Genomic DNA, 23,785 nt, shown 5'->3' on the forward strand with positions numbered 1-23,785 from the left:
TAAGGTTATCTATGGATATCAGCGCACCCAATCATTTCACCCCACGCAAAGGCGCTTTGCGGACGCAGATTCTGCTGGCAACGCTGGCGGTATTTGTCCTGGCGCTGCTGAGCCTGACGCTTTCCAGCGAGTCCAGCCATTTTACTCCGCTGTGGTTCCCGACCGCCGCCATCATCGCGGTGCTGTACCGGCACCCACCTAAGCGGTGGGGATTGCCGCTGTTGGCATTTTGGATTGCCATCGTAGCCGCCAGCATCATGCTGTTCGGCTACAGCTGGCTGCCGGTCAAACTGGCGCTGCTCAATCTGCTGGAAGCCGTGGTCAGTACTCTGCTGCTGCGCCGCCTGCTGCTGGCGGACGATCCGCTGAACGGCCTGATCAGTTGGCTTAAATTCGTGGTCTGTGCGGTGATATTCACCCCCTTGTTCAGCGCTCTGCTGGCCGCCTGGTGGGCCCCCGCGCCCGGACAGCCGTTCTGGCACCCGTTCAGCACCTGGTTTATTTCGGAAGCGATTGGCGTGTTATCGCTAACGCCGATCGGGCTGGTGTACCGTCGCCGCATGTTGGAAACGCTTAATCTGTTCTCGCTGTTGCTGACGCTGATGGTGACACTGGCCTTCAGCTACCTGGCGCTGAGCCATCTGCCCTTCCCGTTCACCTTTGTCATTCTGCCGCTGCTGTGGGCGGCGATCGCGCTGCCTCGGCTGGAAGCCTTCATCATCTGTTTTTACACCACGCTGATGATCACCGTGATGATTTCATTCGGGCTACTGCATATCCATCTGGCTGTAACGCCCCTCAGCGACATCGAGATTTACCTGCCGATTTTGCTGATTTTGATCCCGGCGCACTCGATGGCGATGGTGATGCATGCCTTCCGGGAGGAAAAACGGCATATCGTCGAGAGCGAAACCCGTTTTCGCAACGCGCTGGAGTATTCCGCCATCGGCATGGCGCTGGTGTCTCCGCAGGGCAAATGGTTGCAGGTCAACCAGGCGCTGTGCAAACTGCTGGGCTACACGCCAGAAGCGCTGCAACGGCTGACTTTCCAGGAAATCACCCACCCGGACGATCTGGATGCCGATCTGACGCAACTGCGTGACCTGCTCGACGGCAATATCAGCAGCTACACCCTGGAGAAACGTTATATTCGCAGCGACGGCGAGCACGTCTGGGCGCTGCTGGCGGTATCGCTGGTACGCGATCCCGAAGGGCTGCCGCTGTATTTTATTTCTCAGGTTGAAGATATCAGTGAACTGAAACGCACCGCAGCGGAAAACCACCGGCTGGTGGAACGTATCACGCTGGCCAATCAGGTGGGCGGCGTCGGCATTTGGGAATGGATGATGCACGACGAAGTCCTCACCTGGGACAAACGCATGTATGAGCTTTATGACCTCAGCCCGGACCAGACACCGACGCTGTCGCTGTGGCGCACGCTGCTGTTGCCGGAGGACCGTGAACGTACCGACCTTGAGATGGCCTCTTTGCTGGAACACCCACGGCCGTTCATTCTGGAATTCCGGCTGCTCACCCGCCAAGGGAAAGTGCGCCACATTCGTGGCCAGGGCAACGTCATTCTGGACGAACAGGGCCGACCGCTGCGCATGATCGGCACCAATATCGACATGACGGAGGTCAGAAACCTCACCGGCGCGCTGCACGAAGAAAAAGAGCGTCTGCACATTACGCTCGACGCCATCGGCGAAGGCGTGATCTCCACCGACGACGAAATGCATATCACCTTTATGAACCCGGTGGCCGAACAGATGTGCGGCTGGCCGCTGAGCCTGGCGATCGGCATGCCTATCGCCGGCGTGGTGCGCCTGACCAACGGCAAAGACGGCGAGGAAGTGGAAAACCCGATCCAGTGCTGCCTGCAGGAAAACCGGCCGTTATCGACGGATTATGCCCTGGTGCTGCACAGCCGTGACGGGCACCATTTCGATATTCAGCAATCGGTATCGCCGTTGAAAACGCTCGACGGCGAAGTGATGGGCGCAGTGATGGTATTGCAAGACGTCACCGCCTCCCGCGAACTGATGAGAAAACTGAGTTACAGCGCCTCGCACGACGCGCTGACCGGCTTGTCAAACCGCACCAGCTTTGAGAAACGCCTGAAATCCGCCATCACCGGAGCCGGTGAAAAACAGCAGCATGCGCTGGTCTTCCTCGATCTCGACCGCTTCAAGGCGGTCAATGACAGTGCCGGCCACGCCGCCGGCGACGCGCTGTTGAGAGATATCGCCCAGTTGATGAAACATCATCTGCGCAACAGCGACTGCCTGGCCCGGCTCGGGGGCGATGAATTTGGGCTGATTCTGTTCGACTGCTCACGGGAACAGGCCAAATCCCTGACGCAGCAACTGGTTAGCCACATCAGCCAACACCCGTTCTTTTGGGAAGGGAAAATTTATCACGTCGGTGCCAGCGCAGGCATCACCCATATCGATGCTGCCAGTGGCAAGAGCGGCGAACTGCTGGCGCAGGCGGATATCGCCTGTTATACCGCCAAACATCGCGGCCGCGGCCAGGTTTACCTCTACGAAGCGCGCCAAAAAATGATGCAGGAACGCCAGCATCAACTGCTGACACGGCAAGAAGTGGCGGACATTATCGCCGATGGGCGGTTGGTGTTGCACGTCAAAGCGGCGGCACCGCCCAAAACGCCGCAGGCAGTCTGTTTTTATCAATTGAAACTGCAGGTCATGGCGCTGGACGACCGGACGTTGACCCGCGACGAGTTTATCGCCGCTGTACAGATTTATAACCTGCAGCCGGATCTGGATCGTTGGATCATCGGGCAAATTTTGACGCAGAACGCCGTCGACATTAGCCGCAACGGGCTGTCAGTGGCGCTGCCGCTGGCGACCGACAGCCTGCTCGATGCGCAGTTCCGGCACGATCTGCTGACAACGCTTAACGCTTCCCCGTTACAGCCTGAAGCTCTGCTGTTGATGGTCGATGACTCGGTGGTATTCGAGCATGCGGCCATCTGCAGGCCGTTTATCCACCAGTTGCAGCAGTTGGGTTGCAAGCTGATCGTCAACGGTTTTGGCCACAACCTCAACGCCTTCGACGAGCTGCACGGCCAGAAAATTGACTATATCCGCATCGACGAACGCTTTATCACCAACGTGCATTGCAATCAGATGGACGAGCTGATGGTGTCGATGCTCAACGGCGCAGCCCACCGGGTGCATGCGCAGACGCTGGCCGGCCCGGCGCACCAGCAGATCACGCTCAATACGCTGCAGGCCATCGACGTCGATCTGGCCGACGGCGACACCGTGGCGCTGGAACAACCGCTGTCGGAGCTGCTCAGCGGCGGTTATTTCGGTATCCGCTAACCCTAGCCTTTCCCCTGTTTTTCAGACGGCGGCCTTATCATCGGCCGCACGCCCCCTGCCGATCTTTTTTTGCTTAGCCAAGCTTGAGTTAATGGTATAACTAATGGGTAAAGATTAATCGTTTGAATAACATGACATCGCCGGACGGCGATCAAAAACGCCAGTCAGGCGGTTTAGAACACCGTCTTTGCGTACGATTGCCCAGGGATTATGGCTATGAAAAATGAGTGGTTCGCCGCCAGGGAGCTTACAGGCATTGCAGGATTACCCACCTCACCACAGGGAATCAATTTGAAAGCCCGGCGCGAAGGCTGGATCAGCCGCCGCCGAGAAGGCATACAGGGCAAGGCCGTGGAATACCATATCGACAGCCTGCCCATCGGCGCGCGCAGCTTGCTGATGCTGCAAGAGGAGCCGGCTGCCTACCAGGTGGAACGCCAGCCGCCGCTGGCCGTGTGGATTGAGTATTACTACCACCTGACGCAAAGCGAACGCGAAAAGCTGCTGAGCTTTCTGATGCGCGAAGGCATCAGCAGCCTGCTGGCGCTGATCCCCTCTGAAGAGTAACCCTTACCCGGCGGTATCCGTTAACGGCGCCCAGGCGTCGTTATGCCACAAATGCAGCGTGGCGTAGGAACGCCACGGCCGCCAGCGTTCGGCATAGCGCTCAATCTGGCGCGGTGTCATGCCGGGGAAACGCTGTTTGATCAGATAATCCCCCGTTAAAAATACATCCGGCCATGACCAGGCACGCATGGCGATGTAGCTCGCCGTCCAGTTGCCGATACCCGACAGCGCGGTCAGTGCCTTAATCCCCTGCTCTATATCCAGCACGTTATCTAACTGCAACCGCCCTTCGGTGACCGCCTGCGCAAGGGCGATCAGCGCCGCCGCGCGTTTGAGCTGTACCCCCAGCGGGCGCAAATCTTCGGGCTGCAATTGAGCCACCCGTTCAGCACTGGGAAACACATGGGTAATGCCGTCGTAAGGCTGTTCCAATGCGGTGCCCCAACGTTCGGCCATCCGCCCGGCAAAGGTGGCCGCCATCTTCACGCTGACCAGTTGCCCCAGCACCGCGCGGGTCGCCTGCTCGAAGCTGTTAACGCAGCCGGGCAGCCGCAAGCCCGGCGCATCGGCGGCTAATGTCCCTAACGCATTGGCGATAAGGTCCGGGGCAGCGTCCAAATCGAATAGCTGGCGGATACGCCGCAGCACCTCGGTGGTCACCCGGCTCAGCGAAGGCGCAACTTCTACCCGCACCCGGTTATGCGCCTCTTCCGGCAGCACGCTGACCCAACCACGGTACTCCACCCCGCCCAGAGTGACGGCGATCGACCGCAAATACTGTTGATCCTGCACTTTTTCCACGCCACTTACCGCGCGCGTCTGTAAAAAGCCCAGCATGCGCGGCCAGTCATACGGCGGGCGATAAGCCAGATGAAACACCAACCCACTGGCGACGGTACGCTCATTGCGGCTACCGTTGCTGCGCAGCGCGGAGGGGATCAGCCGGTAGCGCGCCTTGAACAATTCATTAAACCGCCGCAGGCTGCCGAAACCGGCGGCAAACGCCACCTCGCTCAACGGCAAGTCGGTATCCGCCAGCAACCGCTTGGCCTGCAACAGCCTATGTGACTGGGCGTAATCAATCGGCGAGGCACCAAACTGATCGGCAAAGATGCGCCGCAGGTGGCGATCGGAAATCCCAAGCCGCGCCGCCAGTTGCTCGCAGCTGTGTTCGGACAAATAGCCCTGCTCAATCAGTTGCACCGCCACCTGCGCATAGCGGTTGCCAAGATCGATCAGCGCCAATCCCGGCGCCAGCTCCGGCCGACACTTCAGACAGGGGCGAAACCCTGCCAGTTCCGCCGCCGCCGCACTGGGATAAAAAGTGCAGTTTTCGATTTTCGGCGTGCGGGCGCTGCACACCGGGCGGCAATAGATGCCGGTCGACGACACGCCGACAAAAAAGCGGCCGTCAAATTTTCGATCGCGCGCACTCAGTGCGTCATACAGGGCCTGTTGCTGGTTTTTCATGGCAACGCTCGGGGTCAGTTTTTTGTTCATTATGCGACTCGGCTGGCGCGCTGACGTGCGGGATTCGGACATTAAGACAGGAAGCCTAAGTTAAGCATAACGCCGCCCGCCCCGCTAAATTTTTCGTCAGTTAAGCGCGCATACGTTGCCCAGGGGCCGGGACTCGGGTAAAGTCGCCCCCCTTCATTGGCATGGGGAGTAGAGAAAAGACATGTTTATTGGATTTGACTACGGAACGGCCAACTGTTCCGTCGCAGTGATGCGAGATAACGGCCCCGAGCTGCTGACGCTGGAAAACAACGAACCTTACCTGCCGTCGATGCTGTGCGCACCGACGCGCGAAGCGGTGAGCGAATGCCTGCACCGCCACTGGCAGGTGCCGACCGGCAGCGAAGAGAACCAACAGTTGCTGCGCAGGGCCATCAACTACAACCGCGAAGAAGACATTCCGGTCGGCAACGACAGCGTACAGTTTGGCCTGCAGGCACTGGCGCAATACGTTGAAGATCCGGAAGAAGTCTATTTTGTCCGCTCGCCGAAATCCTTCCTCGGCGCCAACGGCCTGAAGCCGCAACAGATCGCGCTGTTCGAAGACCTGGTGTGCGCCATGATGTTCCACATCAAACGTCAGGCGGAAAACGTGCTGCAGAGCAGCATCAGCCAGGCGGTCATTGGCCGCCCAATCAACTTCCAGGGCATCGGCGGTGAAGACGCCAACCGGCAGGCGCAGGGCATTTTGCAGCGCGCCGCCGAACGCGCCGGGTTTAAGGATATTGAATTCCAGTTCGAGCCGGTAGCGGCAGGTCTGGACTTCGAAGCCACGCTGAACGAAGAGAAAACCGTGCTGGTGGTGGACATCGGCGGCGGCACCACCGACTGTTCGGTGTTGTTGATGGGGCCGCAATGGCGCGATCGCGCCGATCGCCAGCAGAGCCTGCTGGGGCACAGCGGTTGCCGCGTCGGCGGTAACGATCTGGACATCATGCTGGCGTTCAAACAGTTGATGCCGCTGTTCGGCATGGGCGGCGAAACCGAAAAGGGCATCGCCCTGCCTGCGCTGCCTTACTGGAACGCGGTAGCCACCAACGACGTGCCGGCGCAGATCGATTTCTACAGCGCCGCCAACGGCCGTATGCTGCGGGATCTGATCCGCGACGCCGCCGATCCGGAAAAGGTCAAGCGCCTGCTGAAAGTACACCAACAACGGTTAAGCTACCGTTTGGTACGCGCGGCGGAGGAGAGTAAAATCGCCCTGTCCGCACAGCAAACCACCCACGCACCGCTGGCGTTCGTCCAACCGGAACTGGCGGAAACCATCAGCCAGGATCAGTTGGCCGAGGCTATCTCTCAGCCGCTGTTGCGCATTCAGGAACAGGTCAGTGCCGCGCTGGCCAGCAGCCAGACCGCACCGGAGGTGATTTATCTCACCGGCGGCAGCGCGCGCTCACCGCTGCTGCGCGCCGCGCTGCAACAACAGCTGCCTGGCATTCCTATCGTCGGCGGCAACGACTTCGGCTCGGTCACCGCCGGACTGGCGCGCTGGGCACAAACGCTGTTCCGTTAATTCCCCGTGGGCGCGGCCTGCCGCGCCCCGGTCATTGGAGGCCAGTGATGTCTGAAATACTCTCCCCTGAAAGCGCTCGGCTGCGGTTGCGCGTCTGGCGCGACGAAGACCTGCCGGCCTTTGCCGCCCTCAACGCCGATCCGCAAGTCATGCGGTATTTCCCCTCGGTCATGACAGCCGATCAAAGCGATGCGCAGGCCGACAACATCCGCCGGTTCATGCGCCTGCACGGCTGGGGCTTTTGGGCACTGGAAGTGAAAGGCGGTGCGCCTTTTATCGGCTTTGTCGGGCTGGCGAGGCGGGCGGACGATCTGCCCTGTTCCCCCTGCGTGGAAATCGGCTGGCGGTTGGCGGCCCCCCACTGGGGCAAAGGCTACGCCAGCGAAGCGGCCAGGGCGGTACTGGCTACCGCCTTTAATTCGCTGCAACTGGATGAAGTGGTGTCCTTTACCGCTAGCGTCAACCAACCTTCGCGTCGGGTAATGGCGCGTATTGGCATGGCGTTCAACGGCGAAAGTTTCCTGCACCCGCGTTTGCCGCAGGGCCATCCGCTGCAAAACCATGTAGTGTATCGGCTGGGACAGCAACAATGGCGGGCACAGCAATGCTGATCGTTTTTTCCGGGCTGCCGGGCAGCGGTAAAACCACACTGGCGCGAGCGCTGGCGGCCACGCTGCCGGCCATCCATCTGCGCATAGACACGCTTGAACAGGCGATCCGCAACAGCGGCATGCTGGCGGGCGACATTGGGCCGGCCGGTTACTTTGCCGCTTATGGCGTGGCCGAAGACAACCTGCGTTTGGGCCACCGGGTGATTGCCGACTCGGTCAACCCGCTGCCGGTGACGCGGGCCGCCTGGCATGGCGTGGCGCAACGGGCCGGTGCCGCTTGCTTTGATATTGAAGTCTACTGTTCCGACAGCGCCGAACACCGCCGCCGGGTGGAAACCCGCGACGGGGATATCGCCGGGCTGAAACTCCCCGGTTGGCAGAGCGTTATCGACCATGACTATACGCCTTGGGCCACGCCGGTGGCCCGCATCGATACCGCCGGCCAGCCGGTGGAAAGTTGCCTCGCCCGGCTGCTGGCGTTGTTAAACGCCGCGCCGCGCTAATACAGCGTATCCCGCAGTCGCTGCGGCAGTGCGCTGTCGTACTCGTCGCCGTCAAACTGCGTTTTACTCACTTCGGCCAGAATGTTGCCGGTGCTGGGCAGTGCCGAACGCTCAAGGTGGCTGGCTTCGTCCCACAGCCCTGAGCGCAATATCGCCCGGCTGCACTGGAAAAACACCGCTTCCACATGAATGCGCAGCACCGAGCGCGGCAGCATTTTGCGGTGGGCGAAGCGCTGCAGCACCTCTTGCGCCACAACAATCTCCGCACGGCCGTTAATCCGCAGCGTTTCGCCGATACCGGGGATCAGCAACAGCAGCGCCACCCGGTTGTCGTGCAAGATATTGCGCAGGCTGTCGATACGGTTGTTACCGCGCCGGTCCGGCAGCAGCAGGGTTTTCTCATCTTCGATATGAATGAAACCGGGCGGATCGCCGCGTGGGGAAACGTCCATCCCATCAGGCCCAACGGTGGACAATGCGGCAAAAGGTGCAGCTTCGATAAAGGGGCGGTAGACCGGATGAATGTAACTGACTTCTTTAAATATCGACGGCGCGGCGGGTTTGCCGTACAGCTGCTCCAGCGCGGCAAGATCGTTGATAATATCGCTTTGCATTACTGCTCCCTGAATGGATCACATTGACCCATTCAGGATAGAGCAAAATTACCGTCCAGTAATCCCTATTACCCGGCGCTGGCTTCGTTTAGCACCTTAATATCATCGGCATCCAGTTGCAGCCGGGTAGCGGCGATCAGCTCATCCAGCTGCTTTAACGACGTGGCGCTGACGATTGGCGCAGTGATGCCCGGCCGGGCGATCAACCAGGCCAGCGAGACTTGCGTCGGCGAAGTGCGGTGTTTTTCCGCCACCCGATCCAACGCGGCCAAAATGCGGAAACCGCGCGGGTTGAGATATTGCGCCACAATACGGTCCCCGCGTTGGCTCTTGCCCTCATCCTGCGCGCTGCGGTATTTGCCGGTCAGGAAGCCGCTGGCCAGCGAGAAGAAGTTGATCACCCCCAGGCCATGGCGTTGCGTCACCGCCGCCAGCTCTTTTTCGAACCCTTCGCGCGCGTACAGGTTGTATTCCGGTTGCAGGGTTTCGTAACGCGCCAGCCCTTCCTGCTCACTCACTTTCAGCGCCTCTTCCAGGCGATCGGCCTGATAGTTGGAAGCGCCTATCGCCCGCACCTTACCGGCCTTGATCAGCGCATCGAACGCGGCCAGGGTTTCCGCCAGCGGCGTGTCCCGGTCATCGTCGTGCGATTGATAGAGATCGATATAGTCGGTCTGCAGGCGGCGCAACGAGTCTTCCACCGCCTGTTGGATGTAGCGCGGCGACAGCCCCTGTTTGCCTTCGCCCATCGGTTTGCCCACCTTGGTGGCGATAATCACCTGATCGCGTTTACCGCTTTTTTTAAGCCACTCGCCAATCGTGGCTTCGGACTCTCCCCCCTGATTACCCGGCGCCCAGCTCGAATAGACGTCGGCGGTATCAATGAAATTGAGCTGGTTTTCCACCAGCGCGTCCAACAGGCTGAATGAAGTCTCGCGATCCGCCGTCCAGCCAAACACATTGCCGCCGAAGGTTAATGCCGGCACCTGAATGCCCGAACGGCCCAATTCTCTTTTGCTCATTGCATGCTCCATGGGATAAATAATTCGCAGGATAATTATTAGCGCAAAATCAGGAAAGTCGTTAAAACGCCTTGGCTATAAGTCAAAGCCGGTCGCTTATAAACATAGCAGGATAAAATTGACACTCTATTCAGATAATGCTGACGCTTCCTCCATATTTCCTTCATTTTTATGCCGTCTTTACTGGCTAAACTAGTATTCTGTAAGGAGTGTAACTTTTGTGGCAATGAGTGCCCGCACCCCTGCCTTTTGGAGAGAATTTTCGCCACCATGAATGCAAAAACCCAACGTCGTTCACTGCTGCCGCGCCTGCTGGTTGTGGTGATAGTGGTCATTGCCGCCGTTCTGATTTGGCGTCACTTCAATACTGCGGTTCCCGCATCAGATACGGCCTCTGCCGCACCTCACGCCGGTGGAGGCAAAGCCGCAGCGGGTGGGCGACGCGGCGCGCCGATGTCGCCGGTACAGGCGGCAACCGCCACCGAACAGACGGTACCGCGCTATCTCTCCGGGTTGGGCACCGCCACCGCCGCCAATACCGTTACCGTCACCAGCCGGGTCGACGGCCAACTGATGGCTATCCACTTTACCGAGGGCCAGCAGGTCAAAGCCGGCGATTTGCTGGTCGAAATCGACCCGCGCCCGTTTGAAGTGCAACTGACGCAGGCTTTGGGGCAACTGGCCAAAGATCAGGCGACACTCGCCAATGCGCGTCGGGATCTGGCGCGCTACCAGCAACTGGCGAAAACCAACCTGGTTTCACGTCAGGATCTGGATACCCAGCTCTCGTTGGTGCAGCAAACCGAAGGCGCGATCAAAGCCGATCAAGGATCGGTCGACAGCGCCAAACTGCAAATCACCTACAGCCGCATCACCGCGCCGATTGACGGCCGCGTCGGCCTGAAACTGGTGGATGTCGGCAACTACATCACCAGCGGCAGCACCACCGGCATCGTGGTAATCACCCAGACCCACCCTATCGACGTGGTGTTTACCCTGCCGGAGGGCAATATCGGCGATTTGCTCAAGGCGCAAAAAGCCGGTCCGATCAGCGTCGAAGCCTGGGACCGCACCAACCAGACTCAACTGGCGACCGGTTCGCTGCTGAGCCTGGACAACCAGATTGACACCACGACCGGCACCATCAAGCTGAAGGCGCGTTTCACCAATGAAGACGATGCGCTGTTCCCGAACCAGTTCGTCAACGCCCGGTTGAAGGTGGATACCCTGCATAACGCGATTGTCATCCCGACCGCCGCGCTGCAGATGGGCAACGAAGGCAACTTCGTCTGGACCCTGAGCGAAGACAACAAGGTCAGCAAGCACCGCGTGACCACCGGCGTGCAGGACAGCCGACAAGTGGTCATCAGCGCCGGCCTGAACGTCGGTGACCGGGTAGTGACCGACGGAATCGATCGCCTGACCGAAGGTATGCAGGTTGAAGTGGTGACACCGCAGGCCACCCCGGCGGCGGCCACATCGGGCAGCAAGCCGCTCGCACAGAGGAAATCCTGATGCAGGCGATGCCACCTAACGCCGGCGGCGGCCCCTCCCGCCTGTTTATTCTGCGCCCGGTCGCCACCACGCTGTTGATGGTGGCTATTTTGCTGGCGGGGATTATCGGCTACCGCTCTCTGCCGGTTTCCGCCCTGCCGGAAGTGGATTACCCGACCATTCAGGTGGTCACGCTGTATCCCGGCGCCAGCCCGGACGTGGTCACCTCGGCCATCACCGCCCCGCTGGAGCGCCAGTTCGGCCAGATGTCCGGCCTGAAACAAATGGCGTCGCAAAGCTCCGGCGGCGCGTCGGTGGTAACGCTGCAATTCCAGCTTGAGCTGCCGCTCGACGTCGCCGAGCAGGAAGTGCAGGCGGCGATCAACTCCGCCACCAACCTGCTGCCGAGCGATTTGCCCTACCCACCGATTTACAGCAAGGTCAACCCTGCGGATCCGCCGATCATGACGCTGGCCGTCACCTCGACCGCCATGCCGATGACCCAGGTGGAAGACATGGTGGAAACCCGCGTCGCGCAAAAAATTTCCCAGGTGACCGGCGTGGGTCTGGTTACCCTCTCCGGCGGCCAGCGGCCGGCGGTGCGCGTGAAGCTCAACGCCGCGGCGGTGGCCGCCTACGGTCTGGACAGCGAAACCATCCGTACCGCCATCGGCAACGCTAACGTCAACTCCGCCAAAGGCAGCCTGGACGGGCCGACGCGCTCGGTGACGCTTTCCGCCAACGATCAGATGAAATCCGCCGACGACTACCGCCAGCTGATTGTCGCCTACCAAAACGGCGCGGCCATTCGGTTGCAGGATATCGCTACCATCGAGCAGGGGGCGGAAAATACCCGCCTGGCCGCCTGGGCCAACAAGCAGCCGGCAATCGTACTGAACATTCAACGCCAACCGGGCGTGAACGTGATCACCACCGCCGACAGCATTCGCGAGATGCTGCCGCAACTGATAAAAAGCCTGCCGAAGTCGGTGGACGTCAAGGTGCTGACCGATCGCACCACCACCATTCGCGCTTCGGTCAACGACGTGCAGTTTGAATTGCTGCTGGCGGTTGCGCTGGTAGTCATGGTGATTTACGTGTTCCTGCGCAACGTGCCGGCCACCATTATCCCGAGCGTGGCGGTACCGCTGTCGCTGGTCGGCACCTTTGCCGCCATGTATTTTCTCGATTTCTCGATCAATAACCTGACGCTGATGGCGCTGACCATCGCCACCGGTTTTGTGGTCGATGACGCCATCGTGGTGATCGAAAACATCTCGCGCTATATCGAAAAGGGTGAAAAGCCGCTCGACGCGGCGCTGAAAGGCGCCGGCGAAATCGGCTTCACCATTATCTCGCTGACCTTCTCGCTGGTGGCGGTATTAATCCCGCTGCTGTTTATGGGGGATATCGTTGGCCGGCTGTTCCGCGAGTTCGCCGTAACGCTGGCGGTGGCGATCCTGATTTCCGCCGTGGTGTCGCTGACGCTGACGCCGATGATGTGCGCGCGCATGCTGAGCCACGAATCGCTGCGCAAGCAGAACCGGTTTTCCGCCGCCTCCGAGCGCTTCTTCGACCGGGTGATTGCGCAATACGGCAAGTGGCTGAAAATCGTGTTGAATCACCCGTGGCTGACGCTCGGCGTGGCGCTGAGCACCCTGGCGCTGACGGTGCTGCTGTATCTGCTGATCCCGAAAGGCTTCTTCCCGCTGCAGGACAACGGCATTATTCAGGGCACGGTGGAAGCGCCGCAGACGGTGTCGTTCAGCAATATGGCCGAACGCCAACAGCAGGTCGCGGCGGAAATCCTCAAAGATCCGGCGGTGGAAAGCCTGACGTCGTTCGTCGGCGTCGATGGCAGCAACGCCACGCTCAACAGCGGCCGTTTGCAGATCAACCTTAAACCGCTGAGCGAGCGCAGTGAACGCATTCCGGCGATCATCGCCCGCCTGCAACAGCAAAGCGCACAGTTCCCCGGCGTGAAGCTGTATCTGCAGCCGGTACAGGATCTGACCATCGACACCCAGGTCAGTCGCACGCAATACCAGTTTACCTTGCAGGCGATGTCGCTGGACGATCTCAGCCTGTGGGTGCCGCAACTGATGACCGAGTTGAAGCAGACGCCGCAGTTGGCGGACGTGACCAGCAACTGGCAGGATCAGGGGCTGGTGGCCTACGTGAATGTCGATCGCGATTCGGCCTCGCGCCTTGGCATCAGCATGAGCGACGTGGACAACGCGCTGTACAACGCCTTCGGCCAGCGGCTGATCTCCACCATTTACACCCAGGCCAACCAGTACCGCGTGGTGCTGGAGCACGATGTCAGCACCACGCCGGGGCTGGCAGCGCTGAACGATATCCGTCTGACCAGCAGCAGCGGTACTACGGTGCCGCTGAGCACCCTCGCCAAAATCGAAGAACGCTTCGGGCCGCTGTCGGTCAACCATCTCGATCAATTCCCGGCGGCGACCATCTCGTTTAACGTAGCGGGCAACTATTCGCTCGGCGAAGCGGTGGACGCCATTAGCCTGGCGGAAAAAAACCTCAACATGCCGAAAGACATCACCACCCAGTTCCAGGGCGCAACGCTGGCGTTCCAGGCGGCGCTGGGCAGCACGCTGTGGCTGATCCTGGCGGCGGTAGTGGCGATGTATATCGTGCTGGGCGTGCTGTACGAGAGTTTTATTCACCCGGTGACCATTCTCTCCACCCTGCCGACCGCCGGGGTCGGCGCGCTGCTGGCGCTGATGATGGCCGGCAGCGAACTGGACGTGATTGCCATTATCGGCATCATCTTGCTGATCGGTATCGTGAAGAAAAACGCCATCATGATGATCGACTTCGCGCTGGCCGCCGAGCGTGAACAGGGCATGACGCCGTACGACGCGATTTATCAGGCCTGCCTGCTGCGTTTCCGGCCGATCCTGATGACCACGCTGGCCGCATTGCTTGGCGCACTGCCGCTGATGCTCAGCACCGGCGCCGGCGCTGAGCTGCGTCACCCGCTCGGGGTTTGTATGGTCGGCGGGCTGGTGATGAGCCAGATCCTGACGCTGTTCACCACACCGGTGATCTACCTGCTGTTTGACAAACTGGCGCGCAATACCCGCCGCCAGCCCGATGCGCAGGAGCTGCCGTGAAATTCTTCGCCCTGTTCATCTACCGACCGGTCGCCACCACGCTGCTGACGCTGGCGATAGCCATCAGCGGTGTGATTGGCTTTAGCCTGCTGCCGGTCTCGCCGCTGCCGCAGGTCGATTACCCGGTGATTTCGATCAGCGCCTCACTGCCGGGCGCCGACCCGGAAACCATGGCCTCGTCGGTGGCAACACCGCTGGAGCGTGCGTTGGGGCGGATTGCCGGGGTCAATGAGATGACCTCGATGAGCTCGCTGGGCAGCACGCGGGTGATCTTGCAGTTCGATCTCAATCGCGATATCAACGGCGCCGCCCGCGACGTGCAGGCGGCGATCAACGCTGCGCAAAGCCTGCTGCCCACCGGCATGCCGAACCGCCCCAGCTACCGTAAGGTCAACCCGTCCGACGCGCCGATCATGATCCTGACGCTGACGTCGGAAACTTACAGCCAGGGCCAACTGTACGATTTCGCCTCTACCCAACTGGCGCAGAAAATCGCCCAGACCGAAGGCGTGGGCGACGTCTCGGTCGGCGGCAGCTCGCTGCCTGCGGTGCGGGTGGAGTTGAACCCGACCGCCCTGTTCAACCAGGGCGTATCGCTGGATGCCGTGCGCCAGGCCATCAGCGGCGCCAACGTACGCAGGCCGCAGGGATCGGTGGAAAGCCCGCAGCAGCGCTGGCAGATCCAGGCCAATGACGAGCTGAAAACCGCCGACGCCTATCGGCCGTTGATTATCCACTACAACAACGGCTCGGCGGTGCGGCTGGGGGATGTGGCCGAGGTCAAAGACTCGGTACAGGACGTACGCAACGCAGGCATGACCAATGCCAAACCGGCGATTATTCTGGCGATCAGCCGTGCTCCGGACGCCAACATCATTGAAACCGTCGATCGCATTCGCGCCGAGCTGCCGACGTTGCAGGACAGTATTCCGGCGTCAATCCAGCTGAATATCGCCCAGGATCGTTCGCCGACCATTCGCGCCTCGCTGGCGGAAGTGGAGCAGTCGCTGGTGATCGCCATAGGTTTGGTGATCCTGGTGGTGTTCATCTTCCTGCGCTCCGGCCGCGCCACGCTGATCCCGGCGGTCGCGGTGCCGGTGTCGCTGATTGGCTCCTTCGCCGCCATGTACCTGTGCGGCTTCAGCCTGAATAACCTGTCGTTGATGGCACTGACCATCGCCACCGGCTTTGTGGTCGATGACGCCATCGTGGTGCTGGAGAATATCTCGCGCCACGTCGAGGCCGGCATGAAACCGCTCAACGCCGCGCTGCAAGGGGTGCGGGAAGTCGGCTTTACCGTGCTGTCGATGAGCGTGTCGCTGGTGGCGGTGTTTATCCCGTTGCTGCTGATGGACGGCCTGCCCGGGCGGCTGTTTCGCGAGTTCGCCGTCACCCTGTCGGTGTCGATCGGGCTGTCGCTGATCGTCTCGCTGACGCTGACGCCAATGATGTGCGCCTACCTGCTGCGCCACCAGCCGGCGCGCGCGCAGCGGCGCATTCGCGGCTTCGGCAAAATGTTGCTGGCCTTGCAACGGGGCTACGGCCGCTCGCTGAACTGGGTGCTCGGCCACTCGCGCTGGGTGCTGGCGATATTTTTCGCCACCATCGCGCTCAACGTCTGGCTGTATGTCAGCATCCCGAAAACCTTTTTCCCCGAACAGGATACCGGCCGCTTGCTGGGCTTTATCCAGGCCGACCAGAGCATTTCTTTTCAGGCGATGCGCGTCAAACTGGAAGACTTCATGAAGATCGTGCGTGAAGACAAGGACGTGGAAAACGTCACCGGTTTTACCGGCGGTTCGCGCACCAACAGCGGATCGATGTTTATCTCGCTGAAGCCGCTTTCGGTGCGCAGCGATGACGCGCAGAAGGTGATCGCCCGGCTGCGCGCCCGGCTGGCGAAAGAGCCGGGGGCCAGCCTGTTCCTGATGGCGGTGCAGGATATCCGCGTCGGCGGCCGGCAATCCAACGCCAGCTACCAGTACACGCTGCTGGCAGACGATCTCGCCGCGCTGCGCGAATGGGAGCCGAAGATCCGTACCGCGCTGGCCGCGCTGCCGGAGCTGGCGGACGTCAACTCCGATCAGCAGGACAAAGGCTCGGAAATGGATCTGATCTACGACCGTGAAACCATGGCACGGCTCGGCATTTCTGTCTCCGACGCCAACGCCCTGCTGAACAACGCCTTCGGCCAGCGGCAAATTTCCACCATCTATCAGCCGCTCAATCAGTACAAGGTGGTGATGGAAGTGGCGCCGCCCTATACCCAGGACGTCAGCTCGCTGGACAAGATGTTCGTGATAAACAAAGACGGCAAGGCGATCCCGCTGGCCTATTTCGCCCGCTGGCAGCCGGCCAATGCGCCGCTGTCGGTCAATCATCAGGGGCTGTCGGCGGCCTCGACCCTCTCCTTTAACCTGCCGGACGGCGGCAGCTTGTCAGACGCCACCGCCGCAGTCGAACGCACCATAACGGCGCTCGGTGTACCGTCCACGGTACGCGGCGCCTTTGCCGGGACCGCGCAGGTATTCCAGGATACGCTGAAATCCCAGCTGTTCCTGATCGCCGCCGCGATCGCCACGGTGTATATCGTGCTCGGCGTGCTCTACGAGAGCTATATTCACCCGCTGACGATTTTGTCGACTCTGCCTTCCGCCGGGGTCGGCGCGCTGCTGGCGCTGGAGCTGTTTGGCGCACCGTTCAGCCTGATCGCGTTGATCGGCATTATGCTGTTGATCGGCATCGTGAAGAAGAACGCCATCATGATGGTCGACTTCGCCCTCGTTGCGCAGCGCAACGGCGGCATTGATGCGCGAGAAGCCATTTTCCAGGCCTGTCTGCTGCGTTTTCGGCCGATCATGATGACCACGCTGGCGGCGCTGTTCGGCGCACTGCCGCTGGTGCTGACCAGCGGTGACGGCGCGGAGCTGCGCCAGCCGCTCGGCATCACCATCGCCGGCGGTCTGATCATGAGCCAGTTGCTGACGCTGTACACCACGCCGGTGGTGTATCTGTATTTTGACCGGCTGCAGATGAAGTTCCGGCGCGGCAAGAAATTGGATCCGCTGCCTCACTAATGATTAACCCGGTTGACTGATGATCATAAAACGCACCGCCTCAGTACAGTGGCAACTCTGGATCGTGGCGTTCGGCTTCTTTATGCAGGCGCTGGACACCACCATCGTCAACACCGCCCTGCCGTCGATGGCCGTCAGCCTGGGGGAGAACCCGCTGCGCATGCAGTCGGTGATCGTCTCCTACGTGCTGACGGTAGCCGTGATGCTGCCCGCCAGCGGCTGGCTGGCGGACCGGGTTGGGGTACAGCGGGTGTTCTTCAGCGCCATCGTGCTGTTCACCCTCGGTTCAATCCTCTGCGCCCGTTCGGAAACCCTGAATGAGCTGATCGCCTCGCGGGTGATCCAGGGCATCGGCGGCGCGATGATGGTGCCGGTCGGCCGCCTGACGGTGATGAAAATCGTGCCGCGCGAGCAATATATGGCGGCAATGACCTTTGTCACCCTGCCCGGCCAAATCGGCCCGTTGATTGGCCCGGCGCTAGGCGGCTTTTTGGTGCAGTACGCCAGTTGGCACTGGATTTTCCTGATCAATATCCCGGTCGGCATTGCAGGCGCCATCGCCACGCTGCTGCTGATGCCCAACTACCGCATGCAGACCCGGCGCTTCGACATCAGCGGCTTTATCATGCTGGCGATCGGTATGGCGACGCTGACGCTGGCGCTTGACGGCCACAAGGGCATGGGGCTGTCCATCGCCACTATCGCCGGGCTGGTGGCGATGGGCATGGCGGCGCTGGCAGGTTACTGGTGGCATGCGCGCGGTAACAGCCGGGCGCTGTTCTCCCTGCGGCTGTTCAGAACCCAAACCTACAAGGTGGGGCTGACCGCCGGCCTGCTTGGCCGCATCGGCAGCGGCATGCTGCCGTTTATGACCCCGCTGTTCATGCAGGTGGGTATGGGGTTTTCCCCGTTCCACGCCGGGCTGATGATGATCCCGATGATTATCGGCAGCATGGGGATGAAGCGTATCGTGGTGCGGGTGGTTAACCGTTTCGGTTACCGCAACGTGCTGGTGGCCGCCACGCTGATGCTGGCGTTGATCAGCCTGAGCTTCCCGCTGGTGGCGATGATCGGCTGGATCTGGCTGCTGCCGGTGGTGCTGTTCTTCCAGGGCATGGTCAACTCGCTGCGTTTCTCGGCAATGAATACCCTGACGCTGAAAGATTTGCCGGACCGGCTGGCCAGCAGCGGCAACAGCCTGCTGTCGATGGTGATGCAGCTGTCCATGAGCCTCGGCGTCAGCATCGCCGGGATCCTGATTGGCAGCTTTGCCCATCACCAGGTGGTCACCGACAGCCCGGCGATACACAGCGCATTTATTTACAGCTACTGCTGCATGGCGTTAATCATTGCCCTGCCCGCGCTGGCCTTTGCCCGCGTGCCGCCGGATAGTGCGCCAAACCGCACGCTGACCAAAGAGCCGGGCACCGGTTCAACGAGGTTACAAAAATGAGAATAGGCATCACCGGGAAACTGTTCCTGGCCATCTTCGCCACCTGCATGCTGGTGCTGATCACCATGCACTGGGGTGTACGCGTCAGCTTTGAACGCGGTTTCATCGGCTACATCAAGCACAGCAACGAACAACGTATCAACATGCTGAGCGAAGCGCTGGAAGAACAGTACAGTCATCACGGCAACTGGGTTTTTCTGCGCAATAACGATCAGGTGATTTACCAGATCATGCGCTCGTTCGAACAAAACAGCGACAGCAGCCATAATCTGCCGCCCAAAGGCTGGCGCACTCAGTTTTGGGTGGTGGACAACCAATTCAACCGGTTGGTGGGGCATTCCGGCCCGGTGCCCAAAGAGGGCCCGCGCCATCCGATCCGCTACAACAACGAAATCGTCGGCTGGGTGATCACCACGCCGGTAGAGAGGCTGACCCGCAATACCGATATCAATTTCGATCAGCAGCAAAAACGCACCAGTTGGATGATAGTCGCACTCTCCACGCTGCTGGCGGCGGCAGTGACCTGGTTGATGTCGCGCGGGCTGTTGGCGCCGGTCAAGCGGCTGGTCGCCGGCACCCACCGGCTGGCGGCCGGTGATTTCAGTACCCGCGTGACCGTCGACAGCCAGGATGAGCTCGGCCGATTGGCGCAGGATTTCAATCAGCTCGCCACCTCACTGGAAAAGAACGAGCAGATGCGACGCGCTTTTATGGCCGACGTGTCGCATGAGTTGCGCACCCCACTGGCGGTACTGCGTGGCGAACTGGAAGCATTGCAGGACGGCGTGCGCCAGCCGACGCCGGCGTCGCTCGGCTCGTTGCAGGCGGAAGTCACCACCCTGACCAAGCTGGTGGACGATCTGCATCAGCTTTCGCTGTCCGATCTCGGCGCGCTGGCCTACCGTAAATCGTCGGTCGACTGCGTACATTTGCTGCAAATTGCGGTCGCCACCTTCCGCGAGCGTTTTCGCGCCAAAGGGCTTGAGATCGTCACCCTGCTGCCGGAACAGGCGCCGCTGTTCGGCGATCCCGATCGTCTCAATCAGTTGTTCAACAACCTGTTGGAGAACAGCCTGCGCTACACCGACGCCGGCGGTAAGCTGGAGATTGGCGCAGAACAGTTGCCGGGCCAACTGCGGCTTTACTGGCAGGACAGCGGGCCCGGCGTCAATGACGAACAGCTCGCGCGCATTTTCGAACGCTTCTACCGCACCGAAGGCTCGCGCAACCGCGCCAGCGGCGGTTCCGGCCTGGGGTTGTCGATTTGTCAAAACATAGTGGAAGCCCACAACGGCCAGATCTTTGCTGCGCACTCGCCTTTAGGCGGCGTGCGGATTACAGTAGAATTTGCCACCCCGATAATGAATAAGGCGCCATGATGGAATCCCAGAATCAGCCGTTGCAAATCATGATTGTTGAAGACGAACCCAAACTGGGCCAACTGCTGGTGGACTATCTGCAAGCCGCGGGATACGCCACCCGTTGGTTGACCAACGGCAGCGAGGTGGTACCGGCGGTGCATGAACACTCCCCGGCGCTGATCCTGCTGGATTTAATGTTGCCGGGCAGCGACGGGCTGACGGTATGCCGCGAACTGCGCCGTTTTACCGATGTTCCGGTGGTGATGGTGACGGCCAAGATTGAAGAGATCGATCGCCTGCTGGGGCTGGAAATTGGCGCGGACGATTACATCTGCAAGCCTTACAGCCCCCGAGAAGTGGTGGCTCGGGTGAAAACCATTTTGCGCCGCTGCTATCGGCCGCTGGAAAACCTGCTGGAAGAAACGCAGTTGCATATCGACGAACCGCGCTTTCAGGCCAGCTATCAAGGCCAGATGCTGGATCTCACCCCGGCGGAATTCCGCCTGTTGAAAACCCTGGCCAGCCAGCCGGGCAACGTCTTCTCGCGTGAGCAGTTGCTGAATAATCTGTATGACGACTACCGGGTAGTCACCGACCGAACCATCGACAGCCATATCAAAAACCTGCGGCGCAAGCTGGAGCTGATCGACGGTGAAAAGTCGTTTATTCGCTCGGTATACGGCGTGGGCTATCGCTGGGAATCCGAGCCTTGTCGGCTGATAAACGGGCTATAAGGAGGGTTAACTGGCTGCGCTCCGAAAAAGGTCGCGGTCAACACCCTCCTGCCGGCGTTCCTCAGCCGTCAGAAAATCATGGGGCATCTCTGTTTTGGCAATCATTGTCAGCAATACATCCCAATTATCCGGGTTAGCCTGGCTTTTGCCGTCTCTAAACTGCTTTGCGTTTCTTTCCATCCCTGACTCCTTTTGACGAATTCCTTTCCAAGAATATGCCTGTTGAGCGTCGACATCCAAATGCTTTGCTTGTTTTTTAATCGCATTGCTTTGCGATGCGGCAAACCTTAATGCGCAATGCCCTTCAGCGGAATACCGCGTTATCCAATGTGCGGCAAGCTACGCAATTTTGGGCATCGGGATCGCCGTTAGCTTCCCGTGCTTTGGCGCCTTTTGCTGATGAAACTCAACGCCAACGCAAAAAAATTGCGTTTTTTTTAAGCTATGCTGCGCAAGGGATGTTTATTAGCCGCCCAATTTCAAGCTATTGGCTACACTTACATCACTTATCGGAACCCACAGGAGAGGAACCATGGCAATCGGTCACTATGAGCTGAAAAAAGCAAAGAATGGGCAATACCACTTCAACCTGAAAGCCAGCAATGGCGAGATCATTCTGGGCAGTGAGATGTACGCCAGCAAAGCCTCGGCGGAGAATGGCATTGCCTCGGTGCAAACCAATTCGCCTCAGGAAGGGCAGTATGAATTGAAACACAGCACCAGCAATCAACCTTACTTTGTACTGAAAGCCAAGAACCATCAGGTGATCGGCGTCAGCGAAATGTACAGTTCTGAAACTGCCGCGAAAAATGGCATTCAGTCAGTGATCAAGAACGGCCCAAGCACCGACGTGCGCGATTTAAGCGCATAGCTTCGTCACCCGGCGCGCGATGATCGCCATCGCGCGTTTTTCTTATGACCGGGATCAATCCCCCTGTAATAAATCCGGTTAACTGCTGATTTTTTGCCGCGCTGCCGCTACAATTCCCCGCTTTTACTGCGCCATTTGGTGGTGCGTTATACCCACTGGCTTTCATGTTGCAGCCAACAACGCTGCAGTTTGAAAGACACAGGTATACTGACCTGAAATCAGACCGAGACTCATTATGTTTACACCGGAACTTCTCTCCCCGGCCGGCACGCTGAAAAACATGCGTTACGCCTTTGCCTATGGTGCCGATGCGGTTTATGCCGGCCAGCCGCGTTACAGCCTGCGGGTGCGTAACAACGAATTCAATCACGAGAATCTGGCGCAGGGGATCAACGAAGCGCACGCGCTGGGCAAGAAGTTCTACGTGGTGGTGAACATCGCCCCGCATAACGCCAAGCTGAAAACCTTCCTGCGCGATCTTAAACCGGTGATCGATATGGGCCCGGATGCGCTGATCATGTCCGATCCCGGCCTGATCATGATGGTGCGCGAAGCCTTCCCGCAGATGGACATTCATCTGTCGGTGCAGGCTAATGCCGTCAACTGGGCGACGGTAAAATTCTGGCAACAGATGGGACTGACGCGTGTGATCCTGTCGCGCGAACTGTCGCTGGAGGAGATCGCCGAGATCCGCAGCCAGGTCCCCGAGATGGAACTGGAAATCTTCGTCCACGGCGCCCTGTGCATGGCCTATTCCGGCCGCTGCCTGCTGTCCGGCTATATCAACAAGCGCGATCCCAACCAAGGCACCTGCACCAACGCCTGCCGCTGGCAGTACAAGGCGGAAGAAGGCAAAGAGGATGACACCGGCAACATCGTGCATCTGCATGAGCCGATCCCGGTGCAGACCGTCGAGCCGACGCTGGGTATCGGCGCGCCGACCGACAAGGTGTTCATGCTCTCCGAAGCGCAAAAGCCGGATGAATACATGAGCGCCTTTGAAGATGAACACGGCACCTACATCATGAACTCGAAAGATCTGCGCGCCATCCAGCACGTAGAGCGTCTGACTCAACTCGGCGTGCATTCGTTGAAGATTGAAGGCCGCACCAAGTCCTTTTACTACTGCGCGCGTACCGCACAGGTTTACCGTCGCGCCATTGACGATGCGGTCGCAGGCAAGCCGTTCGATCCCTCGCTGCTTACCACGCTGGAAGGTTTGGCACACCGCGGTTACACCGAAGGGTTCTTGCGCCGCCACGTGCATGAGGCACAGCAAAATTACGATTACGGCTCCTCGCTGTCCGAACGCCAGCAGTTCGTCGGCGAATTTACCGGCGTAAGGCGCGACGGCTGGGCGGAAGTGGACGTGAAAAACAAGTTTATGATCGGCGACGGCGTGGAGATGATGACCCCCGGCGGTAACGTGTTGTTTACCCTGGAGAGCATGCAAAATAAGAAAGGCGAAGCGATCGACGTGGCGCCTGGCAACGGGCATATCGTTTATTTGCCGATCCCACAGGATATCGATCTCAATTACGCATTGCTGATCCGCAATTTACCGGACACCCAGAGTCCCGCCGCGTAAAAACACCCATCGCCACCCTTAGGTGGCGATTTTTAGCAAATATTAGAATTGGATCACATCAATTACCGCGCAGCTTGGTTACCATCAGCCTGCTTAAAACCAAGAATGAAAAATATTTGCATAGCAATACTAGGAACCACCTCCTTAGCCGGTCCAATCTCCCTTGGGCTGGCTTTTTCTTTGGTGCCGTCAAAATACCCGCAGATGAAATCCTACTATTTTTTCAACATTTAAAATTGTCGAGTTATCTATTTTAATAACACGCCGCTCCGCACTTCGATATAAATACCCGACCTCATCGATTAATTAAACCATTAACAAAAACTCGCTGCTGATACCGCACCTATATCTTAAATTAAGTCAAAC

At 59.5% G+C, this 23,785-nt stretch carries 17 protein-coding genes; 13 read left to right on the forward strand and 4 right to left on the reverse strand.

The window, feature by feature from the left end; genetic code table 11:
- Window positions 1-11 precede the first annotated feature (11 nt).
- Together SERAS12_RS18735 and SERAS12_RS18740 are read left to right on the forward strand one after the other, a co-directional pair.
- A complete protein-coding gene (locus tag SERAS12_RS18735) occupies window positions 12-3,350 on the forward strand; it encodes a diguanylate cyclase (protein WP_013814094.1) in 3,339 nt (1,112 codons plus the stop codon).
- 216 nt (window positions 3,351-3,566) lie between these two features.
- Window positions 3,567-3,917, forward strand: coding sequence for a DNA-binding protein (locus SERAS12_RS18740; RefSeq protein ID WP_013814095.1), 351 nt, complete (start codon window positions 3,567-3,569; stop codon window positions 3,915-3,917).
- A 3-nt stretch (window positions 3,918-3,920) separates the two neighbouring features.
- On the opposite strand, the gene alkA is transcribed toward SERAS12_RS18740, so the two are convergent.
- Window positions 3,921-5,417 carry a DNA-3-methyladenine glycosylase 2 gene (alkA, locus tag SERAS12_RS18745; RefSeq protein WP_013814096.1) on the reverse strand — a complete coding sequence of 499 codons (1,497 nt, stop codon included), beginning with the start codon at window positions 5,415-5,417 and terminating at the stop codon, window positions 3,921-3,923.
- 181 nt (window positions 5,418-5,598) lie between these two features.
- Between alkA and yegD the strand changes: the two genes are divergently transcribed.
- The 3 genes from yegD to SERAS12_RS18760 are packed head-to-tail and all read left to right on the forward strand — an operon-like array spanning window position 5,599 to window position 8,065.
- Window positions 5,599-6,951, forward strand: coding sequence for a molecular chaperone (gene yegD / locus SERAS12_RS18750; RefSeq protein WP_013814097.1), 1,353 nt, complete (start codon window positions 5,599-5,601; stop codon window positions 6,949-6,951).
- 47 nt (window positions 6,952-6,998) lie between these two features.
- A complete protein-coding gene (locus SERAS12_RS18755; protein ID WP_013814098.1) occupies window positions 6,999-7,562 on the forward strand; it encodes a GNAT family N-acetyltransferase in 564 nt (187 codons plus the stop codon).
- Window positions 7,556-8,065, forward strand: coding sequence for an AAA family ATPase (locus SERAS12_RS18760; RefSeq protein WP_239440951.1), 510 nt, complete (start codon window positions 7,556-7,558; stop codon window positions 8,063-8,065). Before SERAS12_RS18755 ends, SERAS12_RS18760 begins: the two co-directional genes overlap by 7 nt.
- On the opposite strand, the gene SERAS12_RS18765 is transcribed toward SERAS12_RS18760, so the two are convergent.
- Both SERAS12_RS18765 and SERAS12_RS18770 read right to left on the reverse strand, forming a co-directional pair.
- Window positions 8,062-8,679: a pyridoxamine 5'-phosphate oxidase family protein gene (locus tag SERAS12_RS18765; protein ID WP_004951944.1), complete on the reverse strand. Its 618-nt coding sequence runs from the start codon at window positions 8,677-8,679 to the stop codon at window positions 8,062-8,064. The genes SERAS12_RS18760 and SERAS12_RS18765 overlap by 4 nt on opposite strands.
- A gap of 68 nt (window positions 8,680-8,747) precedes the next feature.
- On the reverse strand, window positions 8,748-9,701 hold the full coding sequence (locus SERAS12_RS18770) for an aldo/keto reductase (RefSeq protein WP_013814100.1): 954 nt from the start codon (window positions 9,699-9,701) through the stop codon (window positions 8,748-8,750).
- A 270-nt stretch (window positions 9,702-9,971) separates the two neighbouring features.
- Here SERAS12_RS18770 and SERAS12_RS18775 point away from each other — a divergent pair, with 270 nt between their 5' ends.
- From SERAS12_RS18775 to baeR, 6 genes are read left to right on the forward strand one after another with little or no spacing between them, the layout of a single operon-like run.
- Window positions 9,972-11,216: an MdtA/MuxA family multidrug efflux RND transporter periplasmic adaptor subunit gene (locus tag SERAS12_RS18775; RefSeq protein ID WP_041416304.1), complete on the forward strand. Its 1,245-nt coding sequence runs from the start codon at window positions 9,972-9,974 to the stop codon at window positions 11,214-11,216.
- Window positions 11,216-14,335: an MdtB/MuxB family multidrug efflux RND transporter permease subunit gene (locus SERAS12_RS18780; protein WP_013814102.1), complete on the forward strand. Its 3,120-nt coding sequence runs from the start codon at window positions 11,216-11,218 to the stop codon at window positions 14,333-14,335. Before SERAS12_RS18775 ends, SERAS12_RS18780 begins: the two co-directional genes overlap by 1 nt.
- Window positions 14,332-17,412 carry a multidrug efflux RND transporter permease subunit MdtC gene (mdtC, locus tag SERAS12_RS18785; protein WP_013814103.1) on the forward strand — a complete coding sequence of 1,027 codons (3,081 nt, stop codon included), beginning with the start codon at window positions 14,332-14,334 and terminating at the stop codon, window positions 17,410-17,412. The genes SERAS12_RS18780 and mdtC overlap by 4 nt, the downstream gene beginning before the upstream one ends.
- A gap of 19 nt (window positions 17,413-17,431) precedes the next feature.
- On the forward strand, window positions 17,432-18,865 hold the full coding sequence (locus SERAS12_RS18790; protein ID WP_013814104.1) for an MFS transporter: 1,434 nt from the start codon (window positions 17,432-17,434) through the stop codon (window positions 18,863-18,865).
- Window positions 18,862-20,244 (forward strand): two-component system sensor histidine kinase BaeS, encoded by a 1,383-nt coding sequence (gene baeS / locus SERAS12_RS18795; protein WP_013814105.1) that lies wholly within the window; start codon window positions 18,862-18,864, stop codon window positions 20,242-20,244. Before SERAS12_RS18790 ends, baeS begins: the two co-directional genes overlap by 4 nt.
- Window positions 20,244-20,960 (forward strand): two-component system response regulator BaeR, encoded by a 717-nt coding sequence (gene baeR / locus SERAS12_RS18800; protein WP_013814106.1) that lies wholly within the window; start codon window positions 20,244-20,246, stop codon window positions 20,958-20,960. Before baeS ends, baeR begins: the two co-directional genes overlap by 1 nt.
- A gap of 6 nt (window positions 20,961-20,966) precedes the next feature.
- Here baeR and SERAS12_RS26490 read toward each other — a convergent pair whose 3' ends face one another.
- A complete protein-coding gene (locus SERAS12_RS26490) occupies window positions 20,967-21,140 on the reverse strand; it encodes a hypothetical protein (RefSeq protein ID WP_013814107.1) in 174 nt (57 codons plus the stop codon).
- Between the two features lie 352 nt (window positions 21,141-21,492).
- Here SERAS12_RS26490 and SERAS12_RS18805 point away from each other — a divergent pair, with 352 nt between their 5' ends.
- Both SERAS12_RS18805 and yegQ read left to right on the forward strand, forming a co-directional pair.
- Window positions 21,493-21,831 carry a YegP family protein gene (locus tag SERAS12_RS18805; protein ID WP_013814108.1) on the forward strand — a complete coding sequence of 113 codons (339 nt, stop codon included), beginning with the start codon at window positions 21,493-21,495 and terminating at the stop codon, window positions 21,829-21,831.
- 235 nt (window positions 21,832-22,066) lie between these two features.
- Complete coding sequence (gene yegQ, locus SERAS12_RS18810; RefSeq protein WP_004951966.1) at window positions 22,067-23,419, forward strand: tRNA 5-hydroxyuridine modification protein YegQ; 1,353 nt, start codon at window positions 22,067-22,069, stop codon at window positions 23,417-23,419.
- The last annotated feature ends 366 nt before the right edge of the window (window positions 23,420-23,785 follow it).

The sequence above is a fragment of the Serratia sp. AS12 genome (genome assembly GCF_000214195.1).
GTDB classification, from domain to species: Bacteria; Pseudomonadota; Gammaproteobacteria; order Enterobacterales; family Enterobacteriaceae; genus Serratia; species Serratia plymuthica.

Excerpts from the sequence above, each read along its gene's own strand:
- yegD (WP_013814097.1), top strand. The coding sequence starts at position 5,599 with ATGTTTATTGGATTTGACTACGGAACGGCCAACTGTTCCGTCGCAGTG.
- SERAS12_RS18760 (WP_239440951.1), top strand. The coding sequence starts at position 7,556 with ATGCTGATCGTTTTTTCCGGGCTGCCGGGCAGCGGTAAAACCACACTG.
- SERAS12_RS18805 (WP_013814108.1), top strand. The coding sequence starts at position 21,493 with ATGGCAATCGGTCACTATGAGCTGAAAAAAGCAAAGAATGGGCAATAC.
- alkA (WP_013814096.1), bottom strand. The coding sequence starts at position 5,417 with ATGAACAAAAAACTGACCCCGAGCGTTGCCATGAAAAACCAGCAACAG.
- SERAS12_RS18790 (WP_013814104.1), top strand. The coding sequence starts at position 17,432 with ATGATCATAAAACGCACCGCCTCAGTACAGTGGCAACTCTGGATCGTG.
- SERAS12_RS18775 (WP_041416304.1), top strand. The coding sequence starts at position 9,972 with ATGAATGCAAAAACCCAACGTCGTTCACTGCTGCCGCGCCTGCTGGTT.
- baeR (WP_013814106.1), top strand. The coding sequence starts at position 20,244 with ATGGAATCCCAGAATCAGCCGTTGCAAATCATGATTGTTGAAGACGAA.
- SERAS12_RS18755 (WP_013814098.1), top strand. The coding sequence starts at position 6,999 with ATGTCTGAAATACTCTCCCCTGAAAGCGCTCGGCTGCGGTTGCGCGTC.
- SERAS12_RS18770 (WP_013814100.1), bottom strand. The coding sequence starts at position 9,701 with ATGAGCAAAAGAGAATTGGGCCGTTCGGGCATTCAGGTGCCGGCATTA.
- SERAS12_RS18765 (WP_004951944.1), bottom strand. The coding sequence starts at position 8,679 with ATGCAAAGCGATATTATCAACGATCTTGCCGCGCTGGAGCAGCTGTAC.
- SERAS12_RS18780 (WP_013814102.1), top strand. The coding sequence starts at position 11,216 with ATGCAGGCGATGCCACCTAACGCCGGCGGCGGCCCCTCCCGCCTGTTT.
- SERAS12_RS18740 (WP_013814095.1), top strand. The coding sequence starts at position 3,567 with ATGAAAAATGAGTGGTTCGCCGCCAGGGAGCTTACAGGCATTGCAGGA.
- SERAS12_RS26490 (WP_013814107.1), bottom strand. The coding sequence starts at position 21,140 with ATGGAAAGAAACGCAAAGCAGTTTAGAGACGGCAAAAGCCAGGCTAAC.
- yegQ (WP_004951966.1), top strand. The coding sequence starts at position 22,067 with ATGTTTACACCGGAACTTCTCTCCCCGGCCGGCACGCTGAAAAACATG.
- SERAS12_RS18735 (WP_013814094.1), top strand. The coding sequence starts at position 12 with ATGGATATCAGCGCACCCAATCATTTCACCCCACGCAAAGGCGCTTTG.
- baeS (WP_013814105.1), top strand. The coding sequence starts at position 18,862 with ATGAGAATAGGCATCACCGGGAAACTGTTCCTGGCCATCTTCGCCACC.